Annotated in this window: 17 protein-coding genes; 8 read left to right on the top strand and 9 right to left on the bottom strand. The window is 43.0% G+C overall.

The genetic code is table 11. The features are described 5' to 3' along the window. Window position 1 precedes the first annotated feature (1 nt). The 5 genes from NE535_RS17580 to NE535_RS17560 all read left to right on the top strand — a co-directional run bounded on the left by NE535_RS17580 (window position 2) and on the right by NE535_RS17560 (window position 6,126). Window positions 2-2,143: a type I secretion system permease/ATPase gene (locus tag NE535_RS17580; RefSeq protein WP_261299883.1), complete on the top strand. Its 2,142-nt coding sequence runs from the start codon at window positions 2-4 to the stop codon at window positions 2,141-2,143. Continuing rightward, window positions 2,140-3,453 (top strand): HlyD family type I secretion periplasmic adaptor subunit, encoded by a 1,314-nt coding sequence (locus NE535_RS17575; protein ID WP_261299882.1) that lies wholly within the window; start codon window positions 2,140-2,142, stop codon window positions 3,451-3,453. The genes NE535_RS17580 and NE535_RS17575 overlap by 4 nt, the downstream gene beginning before the upstream one ends. Window positions 3,454-3,465: 12 nt before the next feature. Next, window positions 3,466-4,761, top strand: a complete 1,296-nt coding sequence (locus tag NE535_RS17570; protein WP_261299881.1) for a TolC family outer membrane protein — start codon at window positions 3,466-3,468, stop codon at window positions 4,759-4,761. A 1-nt stretch (window position 4,762) separates the two neighbouring features. Continuing rightward, on the top strand, window positions 4,763-5,365 hold the full coding sequence (locus NE535_RS17565) for an OmpA family protein (protein WP_261299880.1): 603 nt from the start codon (window positions 4,763-4,765) through the stop codon (window positions 5,363-5,365). Between the two features lie 209 nt (window positions 5,366-5,574). After that, entirely contained in the window at window positions 5,575-6,126 is a 552-nt protein-coding gene (locus NE535_RS17560; protein ID WP_261299879.1) for a thioredoxin family protein, read from the top strand. 73 nt (window positions 6,127-6,199) lie between these two features. On the opposite strand, the gene NE535_RS17555 is transcribed toward NE535_RS17560, so the two are convergent. Then, the gene (locus tag NE535_RS17555) at window positions 6,200-7,132 is read right to left on the bottom strand and encodes a Ppx/GppA phosphatase family protein (RefSeq protein ID WP_261299878.1); all 933 of its coding nucleotides are present in this window, start codon (window positions 7,130-7,132) and stop codon (window positions 6,200-6,202) included. Continuing rightward, complete coding sequence (gene rhlB, locus NE535_RS17550; RefSeq protein ID WP_261299877.1) at window positions 7,133-8,443, bottom strand: ATP-dependent RNA helicase RhlB; 1,311 nt, start codon at window positions 8,441-8,443, stop codon at window positions 7,133-7,135. A gap of 332 nt (window positions 8,444-8,775) precedes the next feature. On the opposite strand from rhlB, the gene trxA reads away from it, so the two are divergent. Then, the gene (trxA, locus tag NE535_RS17545) at window positions 8,776-9,102 is read left to right on the top strand and encodes a thioredoxin TrxA (protein ID WP_188840067.1); all 327 of its coding nucleotides are present in this window, start codon (window positions 8,776-8,778) and stop codon (window positions 9,100-9,102) included. Window positions 9,103-9,314: 212 nt separating this feature from the next. Beyond that, a complete protein-coding gene (rho, locus tag NE535_RS17540; protein WP_188840066.1) occupies window positions 9,315-10,580 on the top strand; it encodes a transcription termination factor Rho in 1,266 nt (421 codons plus the stop codon). A 176-nt stretch (window positions 10,581-10,756) separates the two neighbouring features. Here the strand turns inward: rho and nrfD are convergent, their stop codons facing one another. From nrfD to NE535_RS17520, 4 genes are all read right to left on the bottom strand, one after another. Beyond that, window positions 10,757-11,704 (bottom strand): NrfD/PsrC family molybdoenzyme membrane anchor subunit, encoded by a 948-nt coding sequence (gene nrfD, locus NE535_RS17535; protein ID WP_261299876.1) that lies wholly within the window; start codon window positions 11,702-11,704, stop codon window positions 10,757-10,759. Next, window positions 11,701-12,273, bottom strand: coding sequence for a 4Fe-4S dicluster domain-containing protein (locus NE535_RS17530; RefSeq protein ID WP_261299875.1), 573 nt, complete (start codon window positions 12,271-12,273; stop codon window positions 11,701-11,703). Before NE535_RS17530 ends, nrfD begins: the two co-directional genes overlap by 4 nt. Window positions 12,274-12,285: 12 nt before the next feature. Further along, window positions 12,286-14,562, bottom strand: coding sequence for a thiosulfate reductase PhsA (gene phsA, locus NE535_RS17525; protein WP_261299874.1), 2,277 nt, complete (start codon window positions 14,560-14,562; stop codon window positions 12,286-12,288). 257 nt (window positions 14,563-14,819) lie between these two features. Further along, window positions 14,820-16,601 carry a sensor histidine kinase gene (locus tag NE535_RS17520; RefSeq protein WP_261299873.1) on the bottom strand — a complete coding sequence of 594 codons (1,782 nt, stop codon included), beginning with the start codon at window positions 16,599-16,601 and terminating at the stop codon, window positions 14,820-14,822. 151 nt (window positions 16,602-16,752) lie between these two features. Here NE535_RS17520 and NE535_RS17515 point away from each other — a divergent pair, with 151 nt between their 5' ends. Continuing rightward, a complete protein-coding gene (locus tag NE535_RS17515) occupies window positions 16,753-17,364 on the top strand; it encodes a response regulator transcription factor (protein ID WP_261299872.1) in 612 nt (203 codons plus the stop codon). Between the two features lie 122 nt (window positions 17,365-17,486). Here NE535_RS17515 and NE535_RS17510 read toward each other — a convergent pair whose 3' ends face one another. The 3 genes from NE535_RS17510 to NE535_RS17500 are packed head-to-tail and all read right to left on the bottom strand — an operon-like array spanning window position 17,487 to window position 20,994. Then, window positions 17,487-18,230, bottom strand: coding sequence for a fumarate reductase iron-sulfur subunit (locus NE535_RS17510; protein ID WP_261299871.1), 744 nt, complete (start codon window positions 18,228-18,230; stop codon window positions 17,487-17,489). 1 nt (window position 18,231) lies between these two features. Further along, window positions 18,232-20,241, bottom strand: a complete 2,010-nt coding sequence (locus NE535_RS17505) for a fumarate reductase flavoprotein subunit (protein WP_261299870.1) — start codon at window positions 20,239-20,241, stop codon at window positions 18,232-18,234. 9 nt (window positions 20,242-20,250) lie between these two features. Further along, window positions 20,251-20,994, bottom strand: a complete 744-nt coding sequence (locus NE535_RS17500; protein ID WP_261299869.1) for a fumarate reductase cytochrome b subunit — start codon at window positions 20,992-20,994, stop codon at window positions 20,251-20,253. Window positions 20,995-21,220: the final 226 nt, after the last annotated feature.

Here is a 21,220-nt window from a genome sequence, read left to right as displayed (position 1 = left end):
AATGCAAGATACAAACGCCGTTAAACAGCAACAAGACTCACTAATAAAAGTGTTGCTGCTTGCTGCCGTGCATTTTAATTTGCCTGCCAATAAACAGCAGATATTAAGTGGCTTAATCTTAGAAAAGCATCAACTCGCTGTCACTCAAATACCTATGGCGGCAGAAAATATTCATCTCGATGTTGCCGAGCAGAAAACCCATGGACGCCATATGGCACTGCCAGCCATTGCACTTGATCACAAGCAACAGCCATTTTTCATTATCAACCAACAACAGGAAGTCTTTAATGCCATGGATGCTGAAGGACAAAGCATTCAATTTAACTTGGCTGAATTTAATCAACAGTTCCAAATTCAAACCTGGTATGTTCAACCCAAAGAAATTGTTGATGGTCGTGGCAAAGAGCACCATGACAACCATCAACGCCATTGGTTACTTGCAGCTTTTGATAACGTAAAACCTTTTTACACCAGTTTCCTCATTGGGTCGTTAGCCATCAATTTACTCGCTTTAGTCACCCCGCTTTTTACTATGAACGTATATGATAGGGTGGTACCCAATCAGGCGATAGACACATTATGGGTTTTAGCCAGTGGCGCATGTATTGCCATTATATTTGATTGGTTTTTACGACAAGCTCGAACGCGACTAGCAGATGTTGCAGGCAAACAAATTGATATAAAACTTTCAAATCAATTATTTAAAAATGTAATGGGAATGCGTCTAGAAAATCGCCCTGCATCATCGGGAGCCTTCGCCAAGCAGCTGCAAGAGTTTGACAGCATTCGTGATTTTATTACCTCAGCAACCTTAGTCACAGTCGTTGATCTCCCCTTCACTTTGCTGTTTTTACTGCTGATAGCTTGGTTAGGCGGCATTATGGTACTCGTGCCACTAACATGCATGCTGGTATTGTGTTTATTAAGCTGGATGATGCAAAAACGGTTAATGGTGACCATAGAAGAATCCTCTAAACTGTCCACCCAGCGTCAAGCTCATTTAATTGAAAGCCTTAATTTACTTTCTGAAATCAAACAACATAATGGCCAAGCTAAAACCATTGGGGTATGGAATCAAATCATTAGTAGTCTTGCTGATTGGCAAAATGAATCTCGCTTAAGCTCAAATACGTTAAGCCACAGTGTAATGAACTGTCAGCAACTGGTGTCGATTGGGCTTATCATTACAGGTGTTTACCAAATTCATCAAGGTAACTTAAGTATGGGCGGGCTAATTGCCATAGTGATGTTAAGTGGCCGCGCATCCAGTGCAATAAACCAAATAGCAATGCTACTACTTAAATATCAACAAACCCGCACATCGATGACATCTGTCGAAGCTATTTTAAATTTGCCACAAGAAAATCAGCAGCAAAGTCTTGCCGTGTCACAATATACCTTTGATGGCAGCATTGAACTTCGCGGCGCAAGTTTTCATTATCCTGAGCAAGCATTATGCGCATTTAATGATATTAACTTGAATATCAAACCCGGTGAAAAAGTGGGATTTTATGGTCCAGCTGGCGCAGGGAAATCAAGCCTGATGGCGGTCATAGCCGGCCAATATCAACTGACTAAAGGTCAGCTTTTTTTTCATCAACTTGAAGCACAGCAATGGCCGATTCATCGATTAAGATCTGAAATCGGTTATATGAGTCAGCAGCCTAGTTTAGTTTACGGTACTGTTCTTGATAATTTGTTATATGGCCTAACCGACGTAGACGAAGCCATACTAGCCAAAACAATGGTAACAACGGGAATAGACAAGTTAATGGATCGGTTAGGCAGTGGATTAAATAGCCAAGTTGGTGAGTTCGGACGTCAATTGTCCGGAGGGCAGCGTCAAGCTATTTCGTTATGTCGCACCTTATTAAGACAACCTAAACTACTTATCCTAGATGAACCCACCAGTGCAATGGATGAGCGCAGTGAAACTCAAATAATTAGCTGTTTGGCTCAATTAGATGCAAATATAACCATGCTGATATCTTCGCACAACCCCAAAGTATTAAGCATATGTGATCGTATTATTGTGCTTGATAAAGGTAATTTAATTGATCAAAAAAGTGCTATTGACTTACTCAACATGAATAAACGCCGCATCAAAGCTGTCAATGTGAAACATAATCAGGGGGAAATATGAGTGCCTCACTGCATATCAAGCACCTAGAAGGCGCCCGTAAAGCTAACCAACTTATAGCAATCACCATGCTACTCATTGTGGTGACATTGGTTTGGGCCGGATTTGCCACACTGGAAGAGGTGGTCGTTGGGGAGGGGAAAGTTGTTCCCGCTGCAGCAGTCCAGCAAATTGAAAGCCTAGATGGTGGAAGCTTAAAAGAAGTGCTGGTAAAAGAAGGTGACATGGTCGAGGCCGGCCAAGTGTTATTGGTTATAGATGAACTTCGTTTTGCCTCAGCATATCATGAGGCTAGACAAAATAAACAAGCATTTGAGAATCAGCTAATACGCCTTGAAGCAACCTTAAACAGCGTGCAATTCTCCCCTGAACAATCAGATTGGTTATCTCAAGTGACAGTCACCCCTGTTTTTTTCAACATAACCGACAGCCAATCCGATCGTCGAGCACAAGCCATATACAATAGTCAGCTTTCACAGCTTATTTCACAACTTGATCAAACCGCACAAATGGTTGAACAAAAACGTCAAGCTCGCGAAGAGGTGAAGATTACCATTGCTGCGCAACGAGATGGACTCACTCTGGCCAATCAAGAAATTCAAATGACTCGAGAGGCTGTGGCAGAAGGTGCCGTTGCCGAACTTGAATTATTAAAACTAGAACGAGATGCGGTTAGATTACAAGGTGAACTGTCCGCCGCACGCGCCAGCGAAAGGCAAATCGTTGCAGCAATTAGTCAAGCTATTGCCGAGCGTCGAAACGTTGCCCTTGAATTCATTAATAGAGCCACCGATGAACGTAATAAAATAAGTAACGAATTATCTGCGCTGAATGAAAACATGAAAGCCTTAGCAGATAGATTAGATCGCACTCAAATTGTCACCCCCGTATCTGGTAGTGTGTCAAATATTATGGTCAGAAGTCCTGGCCAAGTCGTAGAACCTGGGCAAGTCATTATGGAAATTGTCCCCCAGGATGATCAGTTGATCATTGAAACTCGCATTGCCCCAAAAGACATCGCTTTTGTACATAAAGGGTTAGACGCTATGGTGAAATTCACCAGCTATGATTTTGTTATTTATGGCGGTATTAAGGGAGAAGTGATTTATGTCAGTCCTGATGCACAGCAGTTAGAAGATGGGACCACTTATTACGAAGCCCATATTCAAACCATTGAAAACCAACTGAATGGTTGGCCTATCATTTCAGGAATGCAAGCTTCGACTGACATATTAACGGGAGAAAAAACCGTATTAAGTTATTGGCTAAAACCACTATTACGCGCTCGAGCTAATTCGCTTCGAGAGCAATAAGGTAAGGATACTATGCGCAAAATTTTATTTATCTCAGCATTGACTATAAGCGCCTCATCGAGCGCGCTTACGTTAGAGGAGTCGGTGGCCACGGCCATTAATCAGCACCCAAAGCTACAGCAAAAATATGCTAGTTTTGAGGCTGCTGTAAGATATAAAAAAGCCGCCAAAGGGGATTATTTACCTCAAGTAAAACTCTATGGTGGTGTCGGTTATGAAAATGTTCGCTATAACAGTGGCCAAAGAATAGATACCGACTTAAATCGTACTGAAATTGGCTTAAAAGTCTCACAACTATTATTTGATGGTTTTAGAACGACCTCAGAAATAGACAGGCTCGAATTTGAACAAGAGGCTGAACGTTTCGGACTTATTTCTGAAGCAGAAAATCTTAGCTTAGAAGTGGCTCAAGTGTATTTAAGTTTGATTCAAGCCAATAAAATTGTGTCGTTATCGGAACAAAATATCACAGAGCATCAAGCCATATTGAAAGATATTGAGTTACGCCAAGCCAAAGGATTAAGCAGTGAATCAGATGTGGCTCAGGTAAAAGCCCGCGTCGCCACCAGTAATACTAGCTATCTTGCGGCGCGCAATGAACAAATGGACTTGCAAGCCAGATACTATGACCTAGTAGGCGAGCTTCCCAATGATTTGCATGACCCTAGACCAGACATGAATTATGTTCCACAGTCACTAGCACACGCCCTCGACATTGCCGTTAAAAAACATCCTGAAATTGATGCAGCCATTCGTGATACTCAAGCAGCGAATGCACAATATGAACGAGAGAAAAGTGACTATTGGCCGAAACTTTCGATAGAATTACAAGCAAACAAAAATGATAACATCGGTGGAATTGAAGGTCCCGATGAAGATGCTCGGGCTATGCTAATGTTAAGCTACGACTTGTTCAATGGTGGATCAACCACTGACAGAGCAGAAGCAGCAGCGTGGCAATATCAGCAAGCCAAGTCGATTCGCCAGCAAACAGAAAAACAAGTCATTGAAGGCACAAGGCTAGCCTGGAATGCTTATGAGTTTGTCGGGCAACAGCGTTATTTTTATCAACAGAATGTTGACCAAGCCATGCTGGCACAGCAAGGCTACCAACGCCAGTTTGAACTAGGCCGACGATCTCTGCTTGATGTTTTAGACGCCAAAGTAGAAGTCTTTCTTGCGCGAAAAAATTACTTAACGGCATATTATAATTACCACGCCGCGTCATATCGCCTTATTAATGCAACAGGATCGCTAATAGAATCATTCCGTGTTGATACCCCAAACGTTTGGCACGAGGAAAAATAACATGAAACACACTTTATTATTCACTACCCTACTGGTAAGTTGTTGTCTTAGCGCGTGTATCGACACCCCCAAACCAGCCATGGTAGAGCAACAATCAAGAGACTTGTTTGATCCCGACTATGATGGCGTTATCAATGCTAGAGATAATTGCCTACAAACCCCCAAGGGGGCGGTGATCACTAATGACGGTTGTGAAAGCGCTGAAACGATCCAGCATGAAGCCGCTCGCATCATCATGTTCGAATTTAATCAATATACGTTGACCGAACACGAACAAAAACGCTTAGCAAGTATGGTTGAAAAAGTGAAAGCTAAACCAGAGTTATCCATAGTGCTAATTGGTGATACTAGCCCAGAAGGTAGCGATGAATATAACCATAAACTCGCTAAAAAGCGCAGTGATGAAATTACGCGTTTGCTTATATCACAAGGTATTACTGAATCAAAAATTACGGTTCAAGAATACTATCAGAAGGACAATATGATCCCAGCCAGTCTTCAAGGAAGACAACATCGTTTGGTTGCGTTAGCTACCTGGAGCGAGTCGGGCATCGAAATGGCTTGGCATATTTACACTAGTGAAAACAACACCGCTTCCAAGTAAGCTTTTTTATACCTTGCAGTTCAATATGGGCTCTTACCTCGTTAAAAGTTAAGAGCCCGAATATATTCCTGCGTCAACCCGCAAAAAATACATAAATCAAACGATATCCGTGATCGGGATAACATCAGCAATGGTTAATACTTAACAGCTAATACAACTCATGGTTGAATGACGCATGCACTCTTTTTCTTCTTCATCGAGGCTTTATCATGCACAATAGCGTTAAAACATTATTAGCCACTACGGCATTATTCTTTAGCAGCCAAATGGTCGCACCTAACGCTATCGCCAACAGCGGTTGCAGTTTTGATGAGGCATCACAAGGCTTTATTGCAACCTGCAGTGAGGAGAAAAAAGAAGTGATTATTACCGGTATTGTAACGACCGACACACTTGCAAAAGATTTACCAGGCTACAGTGAGGAGTATCAAAACTATGCTACTGACGCCGCTCAAATTGATGCATTAAAAACAATATCAGAGCCAACTAACATTGTGGTCATCATTGGAACCTGGTGCCCAGATTGCCACCGTGAAACACCACGTTTTATGCGCTTAATTGAAGCGGCTGCAAATCCAAATCTAACCGTGACCTATATTGGGGTTGATCGAAGTAAGCTTGATCCTGAAGGGTTAGCTGCAAAGTATGAATTTTCACGTATCCCAACCTTTATTGTTGAGCAAAAAGGTAAAGAGATTGGCCGTATTGTTGAGCGTCCTGAAGTGTCACTAGAGGCAGATTTAGTGAACATTTTAAAGTAGTGAGTGATAACAATGTGATAAAAGGCCGTAGATTACGGCCTTTTTTGTGCTCAGAAAGGATAAAAATATAACCCTAACGATGCGCCTGTGCATCAGCTAAATCTTGCAGCACACCTTCACGTAATGCACCTCCCGCCAGGTGTAGCTGCTTAATTGACAGTAACTCAAACAACGCCAGTAGAATTGCAACACCTGAAGCAAAAGTGGGTGCTTGCTCGGGCGTTAGCCCTCGAATGTCAGATAAACGCATATCAGCTTGCGCTAAAATTTCATCTCTAAATGCCTGCAACACGCTAAGCGTAATGACTTCTGAAACTTGCCTATGCTGTAAAACCGACACCACAGATTGGATCACCCCCGAGGCTCCGACCACAGTATCCCAGCCTAAGTTAGTGAGTGCTGACATATGCGCAAGTAAGGTTTCTTTAACCGCATCTTTAGCTTGGGAGAAATCGAGTATTTGAAAAGGGGTGGTATGGAAAAAACGCTGATTAAATACTACGCCCCCCATAGATAAACTGGTTTTAAATAACACCTTACGCCCTTTACCAACAATAAACTCGGTGCTCGCACCACCAATATCTATCACCAGGCGCTTACCTTCACCGACCGTTGTTGCCACCATACCTTGATAAATAAGTTCAGCTTCGCGTAAGCCTGAAATAATGTCAATCGGGTGACCCAATATGGGAAATGCTTTTTGCTGAAAGGTATCGGCGTTGGTAATCAGGCGTAATGTCGCGGTCGCGATAACCGCAACATCATCATGAAGAACTTGATGTTTTTTTAGCATTGCAGCAAACAGGCTCAGACAATCTAAGCCACGTTGCATCACCTCATCCGACAAATGACCATCGTCACCAATACCTTCCGCAAGGCGAACCTTGCGTTTGTATTTAGCGATAATCTGTGACTTGCCCGCAACCGTCGTTGCTACCAGCATATTAAAGCTATTAGAGCCTAATGTAATTGCGGCATAAGGCGGTAAGGTCGATAACTTTGGCATTTACGAAGGTCTTCGAGTCCTATGGCGTGGTGCTCGGCTGTTACTGTTACTACCACTGCGATGTGCGCCTTTACTGCCACCATCACGAGTACGAGTTGTCGGGTGCTTACGATGAATACGCACTGGCGGTGGAATATCATCTAATAACGCTTCACGATCGTAGTCAGACACAGCTATTGAGTGAGTAATATAGGTTTCAATAGCCGGTAAATTTAGGGCATATTCTTCACAGGCAAAGCTGATTGAAATGCCTTTTTGCCCAGCGCGTCCAGTACGACCAATACGGTGAACATAATCTTCACAGTCATCAGGTAAATCATAATTGTAAACGTGTGACACATCAGAAATATGCAAACCACGCGCAGCAACATCGGTTGCCACTAAAATGTCTAATTCGCCTGTAGTGAATTGCTCCAGAATACGAATACGTTTCTTTTGAGGAACATCACCGGTTAATAACCCAACACGGTGACCATCTCCTTCTAAATACGACCACAACTTTTCACAGCTGTGCTTGGTATTCGAAAAAACAATGGCTTTATCTGGCCAATCTTCTTCAATTAAAGTCAGCAATAAGCGCATTTTATCTTCCATTGAAGGATAAAAGATTTCCTCTTTAATGTTTTTAGAGGTTTTTTCTAATGGCTCAATTTCAACTTTTTCAGGATCATTCATATGATCATATGCAAGTTCCTGCACTTTCATTGAAAGTGTGGCAGAAAACAACATATTCAAACGCGCTTTGGCATCAGGCATACGACGGAATAAAAAGCGAATATCTTTAATAAAGCCTAAATCGAACATGCGATCGGCTTCATCTAGTACCACAGCTTGAATGTGATTCAAGCTAATAACACCTTGACGAACATAATCAATAATTCGTCCAGTGGTACCAATAAGAATATCAACGCCTTGATCTAATACTTCACGTTGGGTTTCATAGCTTTCACCGCCATAAACAATACCCACTTTTAAGCCGGTGTGTTTCGTGAGTAAATTAGCATCTTTAGCAATTTGAATCGCTAACTCACGCGTTGGCGCCATGATAATGGCACGAGGTTCAGTATTTTTACGGTTTTCAGGTGCGGCAATCGTTAATAAATGATTAAAGGTAGCCACTAAAAAAGCCATCGTTTTGCCTGTACCTGTTTGAGCTTGGCCGGCAATATCTTTGGCTTGTAATAAAATAGGTAATGATAAGGCCTGAATTGGGGTACAAAACTCAAAGCCGTTCTCGTTTAAGGCTGATAAAACTGCATCTTGCAGTGGAAAGTCAGCGAACTTTTGGGTAGATAAATGTGTTTGGCTCATGGCACCAGCATACTAGTTGGGGTTGCAAAAAAAGATACGATAGTTTGAAATAGCTGCAATGTTTATCCGTTCAGATTGTATATGCAAAGTTTCAGAGCACCTCACTGCCCAGGCTTCTTTGTTGGTAAACAACAAGTTATCAAAAAAGACTGGGCACTGAGAAGCTCAAAAAAAGTCATTACTGTTGTTTAACAACAGGTGATGCTCTGCGTATAATGGCAAATATAAAATTTGCGGATATTTACACGTTCACTTGAAAAGCTTTTCAACGAACCCAATATACATGGTAAGCCATTAATAAACTAGCAATGGAACCAAATCTGGAGAACAACATGAGCGATAAAATAGTATACCTAAGCGACGACAGCTTCGAAAACGACGTATTAAAGTCTGACACTCCTGTGTTAGTCGATTTTTGGGCAGAGTGGTGTGGTCCATGTAAAATGATTGCACCAATCTTAGATGATGTTGCTGAAGAGTATGCTGGCAAAGTCACTGTTGCAAAATTAAACGTTGACCAAAATAACACGACACCCGCTAAATATGGCGTTCGTGGTATTCCTACATTGCTTATGTTCAAAGCCGGTGAGTTAGTTGCAACTAAAGTTGGCGCACTGTCTAAAACGCAATTAAAAGAGTTTATTGACGCTCAAATCTAATCCTACTTTGAGTCGGATCATAAAATGGCACAAGTTTTATACAATTTGTGCCATTTTTGTACCTAAAATTGTGGACGTCAGCGCCATATAGTGATAACTTTATCCACAGATTTTTTCAATAAACCTTTTCTCGCTTATCAATCATAACAATGTTCAATACCCTTACTGATTGATTGCGGTAAGCTTCGTCGCGTAACACAAGACTCCCATAAATGAATTTAACAGAATTAAAAGACACGCCTATATCGGATCTGGTTTCACTTGCTGAAAGCATGAAACTAGAAAACATGGCTCGTACTCGTAAACAAGATATTATTTTCTCAATTTTAAAAGCACATGCCAAAAGCGGAGAAGACATCTTCGGTGGCGGTGTATTAGAAATCCTCCAAGATGGATTTGGATTTTTAAGAAGTTCAGATGGTTCATACCTTGCGGGTCCTGATGACATCTATGTTTCTCCTAGCCAAATTCGTCGCTTCAACATGCGTACTGGCGACACCATTTTTGGTAAAATTCGCCCACCGAAAGAAGGTGAAAGATACTTTGCATTATTAAAAGTATCTGAAGTTAACTTCGATAAGCCAGAAAGCTCACGCAACAAAATTTTGTTTGAAAACTTAACCCCACTTCATGCTGAAGAACGTTTACGCATGGAGCGTGGTAATGGCTCAACAGAAGACATCACCTCACGTATTCTTGACCTTTGTTCACCCATTGGTAAAGGTCAGCGTGGTTTAATTGTTGCTCCGCCAAAAGCGGGTAAAACGCTATTATTACAGAACATCGCCCAAAGCATTACTTACAACAACCCAGATGTTGTATTGATGGTATTGCTGATCGACGAACGTCCTGAAGAAGTAACTGAAATGCAGCGCATGGTTAAAGGTGAAGTCATTGCTTCTACTTTCGATGAGCCAGCAAGCCGTCACGTTCAAGTAGCTGAAATGGTAATTGAAAAAGCCAAACGTTTAGTTGAACACAAAAAAGACGTGGTCATTTTGTTAGACTCAATCACTCGTCTAGCCCGAGCTTACAACACAGTGATCCCATCATCAGGGAAAGTACTGACTGGTGGTGTTGATGCTAACGCCCTTCACCGTCCAAAGCGTTTCTTCGGTGCAGCACGTAACATTGAACACGGTGGCAGCTTGACCATCATTGCAACAGCACTGGTTGATACCGGTTCTAAGATGGATGAAGTCATTTACGAAGAGTTTAAAGGTACAGGTAACCAAGAGTTACACCTTTCTCGTAAAGCGGCTGAAAAACGTGTATTCCCAGCGATTGACTTCAACCGCTCAGGCACACGTCGTGAAGAAAAACTGACTACGCCAGATGAACTACAAAAAATGTGGATCCTGCGTAAAATTCTGCACCCAATGGATGAAGTTTCAGGAATGGAGTTCTTAATTGATAAATTGGCAATGACCAAAACCAATGAAGACTTCTTCACTGCGATGAAACGGGCTAAAAGCTAACGCACTATTTTCTATAAAAAACCACCTTAACGGTGGTTTTTTTATTGCTGTCATAATTGAGATTACCACAATACACCATTGAATTTATTCGCTTATCTTTAATGGTTTGCTATGACAAATAAAAATGCCGCTTAACCTTTGGCCAAGCGGCATTGCAACTATTTTGATAGTACAGACTAACTAATGTAACTTTGTCCTGCGTATACCACGAAGTGTCTTAAAGCTAACACGCCAATAATGGTGCTACATGACACGCTGATTAAAAACCCTTTGCTGTGTTTCCAGCTTTGGGGGGCTAACGTACTCGCAAGAACGGGCACAATTAAGCCTAATCCAACCACACCAATCCAGAATACGCTCGCCCAAGCACCAGTCGTAATTGCGGCTGTTGCGGCCTGAGCTGCGGTACCGGAAAAATTAAGCCCAACAAACAGCAACACTAAACATAAGGCTTCATTAAACGCCACGGGATATTCGATACGGTGAACTTGCTCAATACAATCAGATTCTTTTTTACTAAAGAACAAGGTTGCCACCAAAATATTCCCCGCAGAACCTACTGATAATGCCGAGGCTAAAAACAGTGCAGGTAATACCGCTGTATTCAAAATCGGGTAACTAATTAATGCCGACAATAAAAATCCGGTATATACACCCACCCCCAAAGCTAAAGCAAAGATCAGTTTGTTTAAGCTATTTTCTAACTTTCGGCAAATATCTAACCCTCCTGCCAACCAAGGAGCATAGCGCAAGACTTCTTTATCAAATATCAAAGCAGCAAACACAAACACCAAAGGTATATAAACAAGTAAGGCAATAACACCCCAGGCCATCACCGAGGTGAGATTATAATTAAGCAGAATGTGATAAAACTCAAACGGTTTAGTTAAATCTAGCACCAGCAGCGCCATGCCTAAAGAAATCGCTACCGGCCCAATAATTGCTGCGGCTTTAATGACCGGTAAACCTTCAGTCGGTAATCCGCGTTTTTGTCGGTACCATTTCAGGCCAATCGCCACCAGCATTGAACCTGCAGATAAGCCAGCCATAAATAAATATACTGCGATTATCCAATTCCATACGACGGGATCGTATTGCTCCATTGAGCCCCAAATATTATTCATACATTAATCCCTCCTTTACGGCTAGGAATGCGATATACCCTTGGTTTTGTTCCAAGATTCACTTTATGTTGGTAGTTCAGCTTGGTGTCTAACAACTTACTCACTTCAGAGTTAACATCGTTTGCATCACCAAAAGTTAGAGCCTGTGTTGGACACACGCTGACACAAGCCGGATCTTCACCACGAGCAAGTCGGCTTTCTTTACAAAAGTCACATTTGTCCGGTGCTTTAGTTTCAGGATTAATAAAACGCACTTTATATGGGCATGCTGCGACGCAATATAAACATCCCACACATTTACCTTCGTTGATGGACACTATGCCATCATCATTCACGTAAGCCGCACCAGTGGGGCACACTTTCACACAAGGAGCATCTTCACATTGTTCACAAGACACGCGGTTGTATTTAAAGTGTAAATGAGGGAAGTTACCGTAAGGTCCTTCGATGCGTACCTGAAGACGGGTCACCGACTCAGGTACATTATTTTCGCTGCGGCAAGCTACGTTGCAAGCCTGACAGCCAATGCACTTGTTTTCATCGTGCACAAGAACATAACGTTTAGTCATAATGAACTCCGCTTAAATCTTAGCTATTTTAACGCCGGTGGTATGCAGACACATGCCTGTCACCGGAGACTTAACATCGGGAAGCAAGTTACCGCAGTGCACACCTTTACCCGTTGCACGTGCTAGCTCCTTGTTTTTTGAGCCACAACCCATATAGGCAAATACCGTGTCAGGGCGTATACCAGGCGTCACTAAAGCATGGCCGTCTTCGCTACCTGTCGCGTTGTAAATGCGAATAGCATCACCACTTTGAATATTTAGTAACTTAGCGGTAACCGGATGGATCCATAAGGCATTGTCAGACATTAAATTAGCTAACATAGGCACATTTTGAGTCCCCGCGTTAGTGTGAACCGCTACTTTTCCTTGAATGAAATACAGCTCATCGGCTTTTTTCATACTGACTTCTCGGAACTTAATCACCCCGCGCCCAGGGGCGATGCCTTCCACTTTATCCGAGCTTAATTCAATCTTGCCCGTTGGGGTTTTAAAGCTTAGGTGACTTGCATAGGTGTTATCGCTATCAGGGGTTTTCGCATTGGGATAAGTAGCAATAAAATCTTTAACCATGCTAGGTTCACGTAGCATTAATGGCTTACCATAGCTTACCCAACCATCACGCTTAATGTGGTTTAGCAGCGCGACATCTTTGTCGACCTGAAACAATTGTAAGGTTTCCATATTATCCCAAGGGAAAAATTCCCCCTGACCTAACTTGTCGGCAACCTCCTTCCAAATTAGCCAGCTAGGCTTAGTATCACCAATGGTTTCAACAACACGCTGACGCACATAATAAACTGGATTTTTACCGGATTTATCACTGATTTCTTCATCACGCTCAAGATAAGTCGATTCCGGTAAGAAGATGTCTGCATAAGCAGCACTTTCGCTAATATAAATATCGCAGGCCACAATAAAATCGAGCTTCTGCATCGCTTTCACAATACGTGCACGATCAGTCAATGTCTGCATTGGGTTAGTGCGGCTCATCACCCAACCATGTAACTGATAAGGAACCGCATCTAAGCTGGCATCAAGAATTGATTGATACATGCCACCTTCTGACCACAGCAGTGAATACTGTTCATCCACCATATCGATACGTTTTGCATCGATTTTAGGCATATTTGCTACACCTGGTTTAGATAGCGTTGGTGCGGCTTTTTCCCCAGCAAATTTATTGTAATTAGGCGCTTTTTTCCCAAAATATAAACCACCTTTTCGCTCAATATTGCCAATCAGTACGTTGGCAGCATATAAGGCGCGGCGCATTTCAAATTCTTCGGTGGTGAAGGATGAACGATGGCCAAAGTCCACTAACGCGTGCGGTGCAGCTGCGGCATATTCATGGGTAATACGGCGAATATCTTCAGCCGGAACATCGCTGATTGATTCGGCCCATTCTGGTGTGTATTGTTCAACTTCTTCAGCAAAAGCCTCAAAGCCTGAAACATACTGAGCCACAAAAGCTTTGTCATATAAGTCATCTTTGATCAGCGTGTTGCAAATGGCTAATGCTACAGCAACGTCAGTACCGGGCTTAATGGCATACCACTCATCAGCCTTGTCGGCCACAATAGAAAACCGCGGTTCAAATACCACTAGCTTCGCGCCCTGCTCCATTTGCGCATTCATCATACCCCGAGTTTCGGACATATTAATGCCTTCATACAGGTTATGACCGAAGTTGATAATGTATTTTGCATTGCTTAAATCGCGGCTAATTTTATCGCCAAACATGGCTTTAGCTGCAATGACATATCCTGCTGGGCAGGTTGATGCATGGGTAAAGGTATTGGGGCTGCCATAGGCTTTAGCAAGATGGAATAAATGACCGGCTAACGACCCTGACTTAGAAGAGAATGCAACCGACTCGGCGCCATAGTCGGCTTTAATCTTATTAAGGTTTTTAGCAATAATTGAATAGGCTTCATCCCATTCAATTTCAGCCCACTTACCTTCGCCACGCTCACCGATACGTTTTAGTGGCTTAACAATACGTTGTTTATCGTAAAGCTGGCTATGGCCCGCACCGCCACGAGCACAAACCGCACCACCAAATGACTTGGCTTTTTTATTACCAAGAATAGAAACGTTTTTACCCTTAACAACACGAGCAGAAATAGGGCATCGCGTTGAACACATTTCACAAATACTGGCTACAGACTCAGCACTGCCTTGTAGTTCTGTTGTACCTAGTGCAGCAATTGAGCCTGGTAAGGTTGCAAAAGCACAACCTGCAGTGCCAGCACCAAGCCCCTTGATAAAGGTTCGCCGATTTAATTTCATGGTTACTCTCCCAACTGACAATAGTGTCAAAGAAGTAAGCCGTGTTGGAACTTAGGGGGGGGCCCTGAAACCAACCTTGGTTACTTCTACGTTGGGGTCATTGTGTGCCATAGCAACAAGCAGCCATATTGTGGTAAACCACATATCGACAGTTTACGAACTGGGTTTGTGATACGACTCACAGTTCAAAAAACAGCCATCACAAGCAGTGTTTTTTTACAATTGTGGTAAACCACATATTGTTGAAAATGAATAAATTAAGCTTGAATTTTTTGTTTGCTACCACGTTTTTTGAGCATGATAGTGGCACAGCAGCCATGACCATCGGTACAGTTGTTTAGGGTAAATAGCCCTTCATGCTCTTTAATCACATCTTTACAGATGGCTAACCCTAAACCCAGCCCGTCTTCTTTAGTGGTAAAAAATGTCGCCATCAGCGCATCCACATTTTCAACTAGCCCAGGGCCATTATCGAGAATGGCTACATTCACTTGCTGCGCTTTAAAATCAATGCTGATGGTAATTTTGCCAACCTCGCTAGATTGGCCCTCACTAATGGCATCAATACTATTTTTGATCAAATTAATCAGTACCTGCAGTAAACCAACCCCATCGGCAGTAATAAAAAATGGCTCGCCTTTCACTTTTTTAGCTATGTGGATTTCTCGTTGGCCAAGCTCAAGCCTTAATAAAGAAATACTTTCATCGACTAGAGTCAGAATATTTACATCACTCATTACCGCATCTCGGCGCTTTAGCAGCCCGCGAATTCGGTGCACCACGTCACCGGCACGAGTAGATTGTTTGTGAATTTTTTCCAACAATTCCATCGTGACCAGGTGATCTAGTTGCTGCTGACTTTGCAGTCGCATAATACCGCCTTCGCTGTAGCTGGTAATGGCTGCAATGGGTTGATTAATTTCATGAGCCAAACCCGCACCAATTTCACCTATAATCGCCGCGCTTTGTAGCCGCTCTAACGCGATTTCTTGCTGCTTTAGCTGCCGTTCCGAGGCAATCAAAGATTCACTTTTTTGATGGAATCGATATTCAATCCACAGATGATAAACGGTCGCGACAATAAAGATAAATAAGGCAAAAAGCCCCCAGTGACGATTATCCTTAAACCAGTTAGTCAGGGTTTCCCAACGGTTTTCATTTGATTCTTTGACATTTAAATCGCTGAATAATTTGATCACATTGAGCTGGCTAATGGGTGATGTCCACCCCATTAATTGTGCTTTAACCGCTGCGGGATGTTCTGCGGGCAAATTCATTAATGCTTGAGTGATGGCTTTACTGATCCGACTATCGATACTTTCATTAGCAGCAAACGACCAGTTTGGGTAAAGATTGGTACTGCATTGACACTCAAATCCTTTAGGTTTACTCGGATTGAGCACTCGATAATCAGCCTCAACAATCAATCCTCTCGCCACCATATCTTCAAATGTGCATAAAGGCGTAATCGCTGCATCGACATTGCTATCTCGCACTTGGTATAACAATGGGTCAAGCGGAAAACCCAAAAAGTTAACTTCACTGAAATAATCTTTAGCACTCATACCAAGCTGGTGCAATAAACCAATCGTTGCTTGGTACCCCCCTAATGCGTCGGGATCACTGGCGGCAACCACCTTACCTTTTAAGTCAAAGATAGTCCGATAATCACTACTGGCTTTAACAATAATCGCAGACCCAATAGCAGACGTCGCCCCATTATGTCGACGAGAACGCATGGTTGCTAACCAAGACAGCGGATATTGATTTGATAACTCGAGGTATTGCCCTGGATTGGTAATAATAAATTGAATGTTTCCTTGCTCCATTGCGTGGTGCAATGCAGCAAAATCCCCAGGGTAAACATGGAAATTTGCGTCCGGTACTTGCTCTGTTAAGTAGTCCATCATAGGCTGCCAACGCTCTACAGCTTGTTGGTATCCCCAATTCGCTAATACGCCAACGTGCAGTTCTTGAGGCTTGGCTGCAACTGTTGCAACACTTAATAATGCTAACAAACCGAATATTAATCGCACCATGCCAGTCCTATCACAATATAATAGACAAGCTTACGATAGTGTGACCTAAACACAACGTGATTCGACTCATGATTTACCCTAAAAAAGTAAGTTAAAATAACCAAATTGAGATACTTATCATGTATCAAAGCTGCTGATTTAAGGAAATGTGGTGCAACATCAAGCAAAAAGCCCTGTTTACCTTGTCGATGATGATGAGGCTATAATTGATTCCATCAGCTATCTGATGGACGGATATCATTATCATATTATTAGCTTCAATTCAGGCCATCAGTTTCTCAACAGTGTCGATTTAACTATGCCTGGCTGTGTCATCTTAGATGCCAGAATGCCGGGACTAACGGGCCCTGAAGTGCAGCAATTACTTAATGATGCCCGCAGCCCATTGGCAGTGATTTTTTTAACGGGTCATGGCGATGTGCCGATGGCCGTAGATGCATTCAAAAATGGCGCATTCGACTTTTTTCAAAAACCGGTACAGGGGTTGTTACTATCACAAGCAATCAGCAAAGGGTTAGATTACAGCAACGAGCAATACTGGAAGCTCAGTAATCTTAAATTGATTGAAACCTTAACTGATCGAGAAATTCAAATATTTCATCTGATTATTGCCGGTAATACTAACAAGCAAATGTCTAATACATTATGTATCGCGGTTCGTACCATCGAAGTGCATCGCTCAAAACTAATGGAAAAATTGACCGTTAATAATTTAGCTGAATTAATGAAGTTAGCCCCTTTAGTTGAACATGCGTCAAATTAAAGGCTGGCCAGCGCTAAGTGAAATTTGCTTTACATAGTCGACATGATAAAAATGCCGCTATCTTCATTGAGTTTAGCGGCATTTTTATATTGGATGACTTCACCCATGTTCAAGTTAATTGACTACAAAATTCGATTTGGGCTGGTCAATGCCATTTTTCTGCGTAAATACGCAATTTGGGTCATATGAGGTAAATCTTTAGGACAAGCATCCTGGCAACCCAGTAAAGTCATGCAGCCAAACACCCCATCTTGATTACCTATCACATGATAAAAATCATCAGCGGTACGGGTATCGCGACTGTCTAATTCAAAACGGGCTATTTTCATCATGCCCACAGCGCCCACAAACGTATCACGCATTTGTTTTGTCGCACAGGCTGATACACACACGCCACACTCTACGCATCGTTCAAGCTCATAAAGTTTGGCGGCTTCATCTGGGTCCATTGGTTGTTCCATCCGATGAATATCATTATCGATACTATTGGGCTGCAACCATAACTGTAAACGCTCCGCCAACTCGCGCATAAACTTACCAGTGTTAACCGACAAATCGCCGATTAATTCAAACCCAGGTAATGGCATTAATATGATCTCACCTTTGGGGTAATTGGCAGTTAATGTGCGGCATGCCAATGTCGGCTTGCCATTGATGACCATGGCGCAACTGCCGCAAATACCTGCTCGGCAAACAAAGTCAAATTGCAATGAAGGATCCTGTTGCTCGCGTAGCATGTTCAGCGCAATAAACACTGTCATACCCGGCGCTTCGGTCACTTCATAGTTAACCATTTTCGGTTTGTCGTTAGGATCTTGCGGATCAAAACGAAAAATAGAAAAACGTATTGTTCTTGCTTGGCTCATCTTATTTTTCTCCCGCCACGTTTGCGGTTTTTACTGCCGACGATAAGGTGTCGGAGAGTCGTTCATTATTTGGCAATAGCGCATCAGGTAATGCAAACGGCATAATTGCAGCTTGCTTTGTATATCTGTCGGCATCGGCATCTAGCTGGGCAAGTATGCTGGCTATTTGCTGCTCACGTTTTTCAGTGTCTGGATGCGCAATCGCATTGTTTACACCATAGCCTCGATAACCCGGTGGTAGCTCCATTGCCATGACATCAAGCGCTTCATAACTTAGCGTTGGCGTTAATCCATTGGCATCTGGCCAGCTTGATAAAGTACGGTTGAGCCAATCTTTATCATTACGCTGCGGGAAATCTTCACGAGAATGAGCACCGCGACTCTCGGTGCGTGCGTTGGCACCGCAGGCCACGGTTAACGCCACCTTGAGCATACGTCTGATGCGTAAAGCCTCAACCAACTCAGGGTTTGCATGGCGCTTTTTACACTTCAAGCCAATATTACTTGCACGCTTAAGCAAGGCGCTTAATTCATCTACCGCTTGCTGCAACTCTCTACCATTACGGAAAATACCCACGTAATCCATCATAATTTTTTGCATCGAAAGCTTTAGTTCAAACGCACTTTCACTGCCATCGCCGTCAACAAGTTGATCAATTTCATCGCGTAAATCTTTACCAAAACGATTGATCAATGCTGTATCGACAACCAAATCATGCTGCTCACCAAAATCAGCTACATACTTGCCAATAATCATGCCGCCAACTACGGTCTCAGCAAGCGAGTTACCTCCTAAGCGATTAAAGCCATGCATATCCCAACATGCCGCTTCACCAACACTAAATAATCCCGATAATTGCGGACTTTCACCCGTTGGTGTGGTGCGTATACCGCCCATAGAGTAATGCTGTGTTGGTCTAACAGGGATCCAATCTTTTGCAGGGTCTATCCCGAGGAAGTTTTCACATATTTCTTTCACTTCGCGCAAGTTGGTTTCAATATGCTTGCGGCCTAATAAGGTGATATCTAGCCATAAATGCGGGCCATAAGGGCTATCTACCCCTTTGCCTTTGCGCATGTGTTCGGTCATCCGCCTAGACACCACATCACGTGATGCGAGTTCTTTCTTTTCTGGCTCATAATCGGGCATAAAGCGGTAACCATCTTTATCCCGCAATAAGCCACCGTCACCACGACAACCTTCGGTAGTTAAAATGCCAACGGGCACAATCGCTGTGGGATGAAATTGTACTGCTTCCATATTACCCAGCGTTGCCACACCGGTTTCTAACGCTAACGCCTGCCCAATACCATCACAAATAATGGCGTTGGTAGACACTTCGTAAATACGGCCGTAGCCCCCGGTGGCAATCGTGGTTGATTTGGCAATATACGCCCTCAACTCACCGGTAATTAAACAACGAGCAATCACCCCATGGCAGCGCTTGCCGTCATGAATAATCTTTAAGGCTTCCATGCGTTCGTGTACCGGAATACCTAACGAAATCGCTTTGTTGTCGACCGCATACAGTAATGAATGCCCGGTACCATCGGCGGTGTAACAGGTGCGCCACTTCTTAGTGCCGCCAAAGTCGCGAGCATTAATCAGCCCATGGGCTTCTTCCGCTTCATGAATCGTGACCTTTTCAGCATTCACAATCACCTGGCGGTCACCCTTTGTTACCCGTGTCCAAGGCACTCCCCAGTTAGCCAACTCACGCACCGCTTTCGGGGCACAATGGGCAAACATTCGAGCAACGGTTTGATCGCAGCCCCAGTCAGAGCCTTTTACGGTATCTTGAAAATGCACATCTTCATCGTCGCCCATGCCTTTAACTGTATTGCCAAGGCTTGCCTGCATGCCACCTTGGGCGGCAGCTGAATGAGAACGCTTTGCGGGGATCAAGGATAAAACCAAGGTATCAAGACCACGTTCTTTTGAGGCAATCGCCACTCGCAATCCAGCTAAACCAGCGCCAACAACTAATGTATCGGTATAAATTATTTGCATCTTTATTCCTTATAAAGTTGGCACAAATGGAATAATAGGCAGCTCAAGCGTCCGCCCAATAACAATATAAGTAACTAAACTGGCAATACCGATGATCATCAAATACACCACTAACACTTTGGCAAACTTCAATAAGGCAAAGCGCTGTTGTACTAATCCCCATTTGACACAAACACGATATAAACCAAATATCGCATGCACCACCACAGCAGGTAGTAACAATACATATAAGATCCAAGCGTTGTCGTGATATACCCGCTCAGCCGAAAGGTGCGGGCCAATATCAGGATTCATAATCATGGTAAATAAATGCACTGGCGCTAAGAAAAATAACAAAAATCCTGTGACCATCTGCCAAAACCAGATTTTAGTATCCTCGTGGGGTAAAAATTGTAATTGCTGACGCAAAGCTCGCCATTGGCCAATTTGAGTAGGGAAGCGACGTAATGCAAACACGGCGTGGATCATCACCACAACCAGCATAAATGCAGAAAAGACCTGGGTAAGGATCGGGTAGCCATGACCCGTCTCGCTAAAAATACCGCCTTCTAAAAACTGCACCACATAATAAAATGCATCTTTGCCAAGTAAAATACTGGACTCAAAATGTAAATGCATAATGATAAAAAGCCCAAGTAACACACCTGATGCACTTTGTAATCTATCGGCTCTTGCTGCCCAAATGGGATGGGAAAACCCTTTAGCAGCGCTGGCACTTAAATCGACTTTTGCGGGCAAGGGATTGTTAGCCATAAAGTGTCGCATCCTGTCTTGACGTAATTTAGAGACATTGACCTTAGCAAGTCTTTTCAAACAACATCACTGTTCACAAAACAAACCGTGACCATGCTCACCTACCAACACGTGGGAGTTAGAGGCAGATCACATTGTGTTTACAACAGAATTTCAAACAATAATAACAACTTGGCTAATAACTCAAACCAGCATCCCTTATTTAAAACAATGAAGTAAATAAATA

The organism is Shewanella holmiensis (assembly GCF_025370255.1).
In the GTDB taxonomy this organism is placed as follows: domain Bacteria; phylum Pseudomonadota; class Gammaproteobacteria; order Enterobacterales; family Shewanellaceae; genus Shewanella; species Shewanella holmiensis.
This window is presented reverse-complemented; position numbering and strand designations above follow the sequence as displayed.

What these genes read in the sequence shown, in the direction of transcription:
- NE535_RS17580 (WP_261299883.1), top strand. Translation starts at nt 2, where the DNA reads ATGCAAGATACAAACGCCGTTAAACAGCAACAAGACTCACTAATAAAA.
- NE535_RS17575 (WP_261299882.1), top strand. Translation starts at nt 2,140, where the DNA reads ATGAGTGCCTCACTGCATATCAAGCACCTAGAAGGCGCCCGTAAAGCT.
- NE535_RS17570 (WP_261299881.1), top strand. Translation starts at nt 3,466, where the DNA reads ATGCGCAAAATTTTATTTATCTCAGCATTGACTATAAGCGCCTCATCG.
- NE535_RS17565 (WP_261299880.1), top strand. Translation starts at nt 4,763, where the DNA reads ATGAAACACACTTTATTATTCACTACCCTACTGGTAAGTTGTTGTCTT.
- NE535_RS17560 (WP_261299879.1), top strand. Translation starts at nt 5,575, where the DNA reads ATGCACAATAGCGTTAAAACATTATTAGCCACTACGGCATTATTCTTT.
- NE535_RS17555 (WP_261299878.1), bottom strand. Translation starts at nt 7,132, where the DNA reads ATGCCAAAGTTATCGACCTTACCGCCTTATGCCGCAATTACATTAGGC.
- rhlB (WP_261299877.1), bottom strand. Translation starts at nt 8,443, where the DNA reads ATGAGCCAAACACATTTATCTACCCAAAAGTTCGCTGACTTTCCACTG.
- trxA (WP_188840067.1), top strand. Translation starts at nt 8,776, where the DNA reads ATGAGCGATAAAATAGTATACCTAAGCGACGACAGCTTCGAAAACGAC.
- rho (WP_188840066.1), top strand. Translation starts at nt 9,315, where the DNA reads ATGAATTTAACAGAATTAAAAGACACGCCTATATCGGATCTGGTTTCA.
- nrfD (WP_261299876.1), bottom strand. Translation starts at nt 11,704, where the DNA reads ATGAATAATATTTGGGGCTCAATGGAGCAATACGATCCCGTCGTATGG.
- NE535_RS17530 (WP_261299875.1), bottom strand. Translation starts at nt 12,273, where the DNA reads ATGACTAAACGTTATGTTCTTGTGCACGATGAAAACAAGTGCATTGGC.
- phsA (WP_261299874.1), bottom strand. Translation starts at nt 14,562, where the DNA reads ATGAAATTAAATCGGCGAACCTTTATCAAGGGGCTTGGTGCTGGCACT.
- NE535_RS17520 (WP_261299873.1), bottom strand. Translation starts at nt 16,601, where the DNA reads ATGGTGCGATTAATATTCGGTTTGTTAGCATTATTAAGTGTTGCAACA.
- NE535_RS17510 (WP_261299871.1), bottom strand. Translation starts at nt 18,230, where the DNA reads ATGAGCCAAGCAAGAACAATACGTTTTTCTATTTTTCGTTTTGATCCG.
- NE535_RS17505 (WP_261299870.1), bottom strand. Translation starts at nt 20,241, where the DNA reads ATGCAAATAATTTATACCGATACATTAGTTGTTGGCGCTGGTTTAGCT.
- NE535_RS17500 (WP_261299869.1), bottom strand. Translation starts at nt 20,994, where the DNA reads ATGGCTAACAATCCCTTGCCCGCAAAAGTCGATTTAAGTGCCAGCGCT.